At 66.9% G+C, this 5,979-nt stretch carries 5 protein-coding genes, 1 tRNA gene and 1 pseudogene; 5 read left to right on the plus strand and 2 right to left on the minus strand.

Features of this window, described 5'->3' with window-relative positions:
* Nucleotides 1-272, minus strand: a pseudogene (locus tag KBZ15_RS16600) (MBL fold metallo-hydrolase); the annotation flags it as partial.
* A 154-nt stretch (nucleotides 273-426) separates the two neighbouring features.
* Here KBZ15_RS16600 and KBZ15_RS16605 point away from each other — a divergent pair.
* The gene (locus KBZ15_RS16605; protein WP_255016317.1) at nucleotides 427-2,529 is read left to right on the plus strand and encodes a glycogen-debranching protein; all 2,103 of its coding nucleotides are present in this window, start codon (nucleotides 427-429) and stop codon (nucleotides 2,527-2,529) included.
* 24 nt (nucleotides 2,530-2,553) lie between these two features.
* On the opposite strand, the gene KBZ15_RS16610 is transcribed toward KBZ15_RS16605, so the two are convergent.
* A tRNA-Gly gene (locus KBZ15_RS16610) sits at nucleotides 2,554-2,624 on the minus strand.
* Between the two features lie 118 nt (nucleotides 2,625-2,742).
* On the opposite strand from KBZ15_RS16610, the gene KBZ15_RS16615 reads away from it, so the two are divergent.
* The 4 genes from KBZ15_RS16615 to KBZ15_RS16630 all read left to right on the plus strand — a co-directional run.
* Nucleotides 2,743-4,143, plus strand: coding sequence for an MFS transporter (locus KBZ15_RS16615; protein WP_396123527.1), 1,401 nt, complete (start codon nucleotides 2,743-2,745; stop codon nucleotides 4,141-4,143).
* Complete coding sequence (locus tag KBZ15_RS16620; RefSeq protein ID WP_255016319.1) at nucleotides 4,140-4,904, plus strand: ABC transporter permease; 765 nt, start codon at nucleotides 4,140-4,142, stop codon at nucleotides 4,902-4,904. The genes KBZ15_RS16615 and KBZ15_RS16620 overlap by 4 nt, the downstream gene beginning before the upstream one ends.
* Nucleotides 4,904-5,365, plus strand: coding sequence for a DUF3119 family protein (locus KBZ15_RS16625; RefSeq protein WP_255016320.1), 462 nt, complete (start codon nucleotides 4,904-4,906; stop codon nucleotides 5,363-5,365). Before KBZ15_RS16620 ends, KBZ15_RS16625 begins: the two co-directional genes overlap by 1 nt.
* The coding region (locus KBZ15_RS16630; protein WP_255016321.1) for a DUF3086 domain-containing protein at nucleotides 5,358-5,979 on the plus strand (622 nt) is incomplete at its 3' end. The genes KBZ15_RS16625 and KBZ15_RS16630, both read left to right, overlap by 8 nt.

Genomic DNA, 5,979 nt, shown 5'->3' on the forward strand with positions numbered 1-5,979 from the left:
TGAAAGCGGCGGCAGCGCCCATGCCCCTCGCGGCTGGTGAGCACGATCGTGCCTGGACCCACCTGGAGCGAGCGCCGTTGGAGCATCTCCAGATTGGCCTGGGTGTACCCGGGACAATCCACCAGCAGGTCGCCATCACCGCCATAGGCCCAGCCCTCCAGCAACCAGCTGCTACCTCCCTGGCTTTCGCGGCTGGGCGCGAACAGCCACAACCCCGCAATCACCTGCTGGGGCGGGCGGCCGGGTTCGGGGGGCTGGGTGAGCAAGGCCAAGGCTGGGGCGGCGGCGGGTGGGGAGAGCAGGGGAAGAAGGTCTGGAGACGGGAACCTCAGCAGGATCCTGCTGCCCCCAGCGAAAGGCCTGCTTAACGTTGCCGTATCCAGGCCAGGCCCATTGACGGTCCAATTCAACAGTCCTGAGCTCTCCATGGACCCCATCGCCAACCACCACCCGGGCAAGGGGCTCCACATCGGCCATCCCTGGCCCCTGGGTGCCAGCCTCACCGCCAGGGGTGTGAATTTCTCCGTGGTTGCCCCCCTGGCCACCCGGATCGAACTGCTGCTCTTCAGCCACGGCGACGCCACCGAAGCCGACCGGATTGTGGAGCTCGACCAGCGGCACCGTTCCGGCGACCACTGGCACGTGGAGGTGGAGGGTCTCGGGCTGGGGAGCTGCTACGGCTATCGGGTATTCGGAGCGCTGCAGCCCGGCGGCCATGGCTTCAACCCGTCCAAGGTGCTGCTCGACCCCTGTGCCAGGGCCATCGCCGGCTGGAGCGGCTATGGGCGGGGCAGTGCCGTAGGGGCGGCCCCGAATACCAGCCAATGCCTCAAGGGAGTGGTGACCGAGCGGGATCGGTTTGATTTCCATCACGCCCCCAGGCCTCGCCACAGCTGGCAGAAGAGCGTGATCTACGAGCTGCATGTGGGCGGCTTTACCCAGGGGCCGGGCTGTCCCGTGGCTGAGGAGCACCAGGGGCGCCTGCTGGGCCTGATCCCCACCCTGCCCTACCTGCGCGAGCTCGGCATCACCACCATCGAGCTGCTGCCGGTGATGGCCTTCGATCCCCATGACGCGCCGGCTGGTCGCCACAACTACTGGGGCTACAGCCCCCTGAGCTGGATGGCCCCCCACCCCGACTACCTGGTGGGCGACGACCCGCTCAGCGGCCGAAACCAGGTGCGGCAGCTGGTGACCGCCTGCCACCGGGCCGGCATCGAGGTGTTGCTCGATGTGGTGTACAACCACACCACCGAGGGCAATCAGGATGGCCCAACCCTGAGCTGGCGCGGCTTCTGCGATCGCCTCTACTACCAGCAAAGCGCCAGGGGGGACTACCAGGATGTCAGCGGCTGCGGCAACACCATCGCCGCCAACCGCCCGCTGGTGCGACGCCTGATCCTGGAATCCCTGCGCTGCTGGGCCACCGAACTGGGCATCGACGGATTTCGCTTCGACCTGGGGATCGCCCTCAGCCGGGGCGACAACCTGGCACCGCTGGACACACCGCCGCTGTTTGAGGAGATGGAGGCCGATCCCGACCTCAGCGACCTCAAACTGATCAGCGAACCCTGGGACTGTGGCGGCCTCTACCGCCTCTCTGACTTTCCAGCCCGCCGGGTGGCCACCTGGAACGGCCGCTTCCGTGACGACCTGCGGCGCTTCTGGAAGGGCGATGAGAAAACCTGCTGGACCATGGCCCAGCGGCTCAGCGGCAGCCCCGACCTGTTCACCAACGCACCGGTGCACCCGGGCCAGTGCATCACCTTCCTCACCGCCCACGACGGCTTCACCCTGGCCGACCTGGTGAGTTTCAACGGCAAGCACAACCTCGCCAACGGCGAAGACAACCGCGACGGCGACAACCACAACAACAGCTGGAACCACGGCATCGAGGGGCCCAGTTCCGACCACGCCATCACCGCCCTGCGGGAGCGCCAGCTACGCAACCTGCTCACCAGCCTGCTGCTGGCACCGGGGGTGCCCATGCTGCTGATGGGCGACGAGGTGCGCCGCAGCCAGGGGGGCAATAACAACAGCTGGTGCCAGAACAACCCCCTGGGCTGGATGCATTGGCAGCCCGACGAGGGCGACCTGGCCCTGCGGCTGTTTCTGCGCCGGCTGCTGAAGCTGAGGGCCCACCTGGCAGCCCTGTTCAACCCGGAGCAAAGCATCGATGAGACGCCCCAACGGCGCAGCAGCGATCGCGGCAATCTCTGGCGCCAGTGGCACGGGGTCGAACTGGACAAGCCAGACTGGGCCAGCTGGTCCCACACCCTGGCCTGGAGTCTTCAAGACAGCCGTCAGGGTCCCTTGGTTTGGTGTGGTCTGAACTCTTACAGCAAGGCGATGCACTTCGAGCTCCCCGCCTGTCCCAACGGCTGGCTGCGGGTGATCGACACCGCCCTCCCACCCGGCGACGACCTGCCATCCGAGCCCCAGCCCTGGCTGCCCACCGGCGCCCCCCTACAAAGCCGCAGCCTGATGCTGCTGGTGGCGGCGCCGTTGCTCAAGGGAACGGAGCTCTAGGAGGCGGCCTTATTGAGAAAAGGAAGCGGGCGGCGGGAATCGAACCCGCATCATCAGCTTGGAAGGCTGAGGTTTTACCACTAAACTACGCCCGCATCAGTTACGCCCGAGTCAGCACGGATGCACTGAAGCGGTGCCGTGAACTCGCCCCCAGCAGGAGGCTTGCTTCCCTCGGCTCCTGCATTATGACTCGATCACCCCGCCTATCCAGAACTGCCGTCTGTGACGCCTGACCCCAGCGCGGCAACGAACCCAAGCCTGGGCAAGTCGGCCCGGCGACGACTGCTCTGGAGCTACGGCCTCGGCGATATCGGCACCGGCATGGCCGCCACCCAACTGGGCTTCTATCTATTTGTCTTCTACACAGGCGTAGTGGGGCTGCCGGCCTGGATGGCGGGCCTGGTGCTGATGGTGCTCAAGGTGTGGGATGGCATCAACGATCCGCTGGTGGGCTGGCTGAGCGACCACACCAAACACCCCTGGGGGCCGCGCCTGCCCTGGATGGCCGGCAGCGCCATCCCCCTGGGCCTCGCCCTGGTGGCGATGTGGTGGGTTCCGCCGGGAAGCGACTGGCAGAAGTTCGCCCTGCTGGTGCTGATCCAGCTGGTGGCCATGGCCCTTTACACCTGCGTCAACCTGCCCTACTCGGCCCTCGCCTCGGAGCTCACCGGCTCCACCCAGCTGCGCACCGAACTGAACGCAAGCCGGTTCACCGGCTCAATCCTGGCGGGCCTGGCGGGCCTGGTGCTGGGGGCCCTGCTGGTGGGCCAGGGAGCGCCGGGCTACCTGCGCATGGGCTGGGTTTCCGGGCTGCTGCTCACGGTTTTCACCCTGCTGTGCTGCTGGGGGCTGGCTCCCTTTGCACGCACCTGCCAGCGACCCAAGGGCCAGCCCGAGCCGCTCGGCCGCCAGCTGCGGCGGCTCGCCGCCAACCCCCTCTTTTTGAAAGTGCTGGGCCTCTACCTGCTGCTGTGGTGCGCCCTGCAACTGATGCAGCCGGTTTCGCTGATTTTCCTGGCCGTGGTGATGCACCTGCCCGAAAGCTGGAGCACCTGGATCCTGATCCCCTTCCAGCTGAGCGCCCTGGTGGGATTGCAGCTGTGGAGCCGGGTAGCGGGCCGCCATGGCCGGATCTGCGCCCTGCGCTGGGGCACCGGCCTCTGGATCGCCGGCTGTCTGGCGGCCATGCTGCTGATCCCCATGGATTCCAGCGCAGCTCCCCTGGCCACAGCCAGTAACAGCCTGGGGCTGGCCCTGCTCGTGCTCACGATCGTGGTGATTGGCCTCGGGGCCTCCACTGCCTATCTGATCCCCTGGGCCCTGCTGCCCGATGCGATCGATGCGGACCCAGACCAACCGGCAGGCCTCTACACGGCCTGGATGGTGGTGACCCAGAAACTGGGCATCGGCGTAGCCGTGTTCGCCCTCGGCAATGTGCTCAGCTGGAGTGGCTACCAGGCCAGTGAGGGACTGGTTCAGCCAGGCTCAGCCCTCACCACGATCCGCCTCTGCATGGGCCTGATTCCAGCGGTTCTGATCGCTGCCGGCCTCCTGGTGATGCGACGCTGGCCTGAGAAGGGTCTGCACCGCCGGCCGGCATCGCCATCACCATGAAGCGTCCCGTCTGGTTCAAGACCCCCCGCTGGCTGTCACGCCTGGGCTCCAGCCTGCTGATCGGCGGCCAGGCGGTGAGTGCCGTCGCCAAGGGCCGCATCGGCTTCAACGACCTGATGCAGGAGCTAATGGAGGCCGGCCCCGGCAGCTTTCTGATCGTGCTGATCACCGCCCTGGCAGCCGGCACTGTGTTCAACATCCAGGTGGCAGCGGAGCTGAGCAAGCAAGGCGCCAGCGCCACGGTGGGGGGGCTGCTGGCCCTGGGGCTGTCGCGGGAAATAGCGCCCCTGCTCACCGCCACCCTGCTCACGGGCAAGGTGGCCACGGCCTATGCGGCCCAGATCGGCACCATGAAGGTGACCGAGCAGATCGACGCCATCACCATGCTGCGCACCGACCCGGTCGAATACCTGGTGGTGCCCCGGGTGCTGGCCATGGTGATCATGGCGCCGGTGCAGTGCCTGCTCTTCTTCTGGGTGGGGATCTGGTCAGGCCAGGTGAGCAGCACGATCCTCTACAGCATCCCCCCATCGGTTTTTTGGAACTCCGTGCGCACCTGGATGGAGCCAGACGACCTGCCGTCGATGCTGCTGAAGGCCCTGGTCTTCGGCCTGCAGATCGCCGTGATCGCCTGCGGCTGGGGCCTGACAACCCGCGGGGGCCCCAAGGAGGTGGGCACCAGCACCACCGGGGCCGTGGTGATGATCCTGGTCACCGTCGCCCTGATGGACGCCCTGCTCACCAAATTGCTTTTCGGCTGATGCCCTCCTCCAACTCCCCCACTGGCGATACGGAGCTGAGCCCTGGCTCCAGCGGCGTGGTGCTGGCGCCCAGCTACGGCGTCGCCCTTGGGGTGATCGGGCTGGCTCTGGCCGCCCTTGGCCTCCTTCCCCTTTGGGGCGGCGCACTCTGGTTGAGCCTGTCAGTGGCGCTGTTGGGCCTGTTTTTGCTGTTGCAGACAAGCCTGTTGCGGCTGGAGTTTGGCGGCGATGCCATGCTGGTATGGCGCCAGCAGACCCTGCTGCGCAGCTTCCCCTATGCCGAATGGCTGGGCTGGAAACTGTTCTGGCCAGGGTTGCCCGCGTTGTTTTACTTCCGTGAGCAGCGCAGCATCCACCTGCTGCCACTGCTCTTTGATGCCGCCACCCTGCGGCAGCAACTGGCCCAGCACCTGGGCCAACTCAACCCAGCTGAGCGTTCCGATTCCGATCGCGATGACTGACGACCCCAGCCCCGAACAAGCCTGGAGCGACCTGGCCCTCACTGAACTGCGCGAGCGTCGCGAGGCGTTGCTGCAGGAAATCGGCCATCTGGAAACCCGCCGCAGCCAGATCCAAAAAGAGATCGAAACCAGCTTTGCCGGCCAGGCCGATGCCATGGCCAGGCGCATCAAGGGCTTCCAGGACTATCTGGTGGGCGCCCTGCAGGACTTGGCCGTGGCGGCCGAGCAGGTGGAGCTGGTGCCCCAGCAGCTGCTGGTGCAGCCTTCCCCCCTCGACCAGCCTGCCCCAACCGGCACCAGCCCCGAACCAGCCCCCGCCGCCGGGCCGGCAACGGGTCTGTTCAGCCAGGATGAAGCCCTGATCCGCGAGCGCCTGGCTGGCTTCGGCGGCCAGCCCGATTTCTACGCCAATCCCTGGCAGTTGCGCCGCACCCTGGACCCCGGCGTTGCCGCCCTGCTCGCAGACTGGTTTCTCAGTCAGGGCGGTAGGGGTGCCCAGGCCAGCTGCGGCAGCCGCAGCCGCAACGCCCTGGTGGCCGCCGCTGCCATTGCCATCCTGGGCGAGCTCTACGGCGAACGCTTCCAAACCCTGGTGCTGGCAAGCCAGCCCGAGC

This window comes from Cyanobium sp. BA20m-p-22 (assembly GCF_024346275.1).
Lineage (GTDB): Bacteria > Cyanobacteriota > Cyanobacteriia > PCC-6307 > Cyanobiaceae > Cyanobium_A.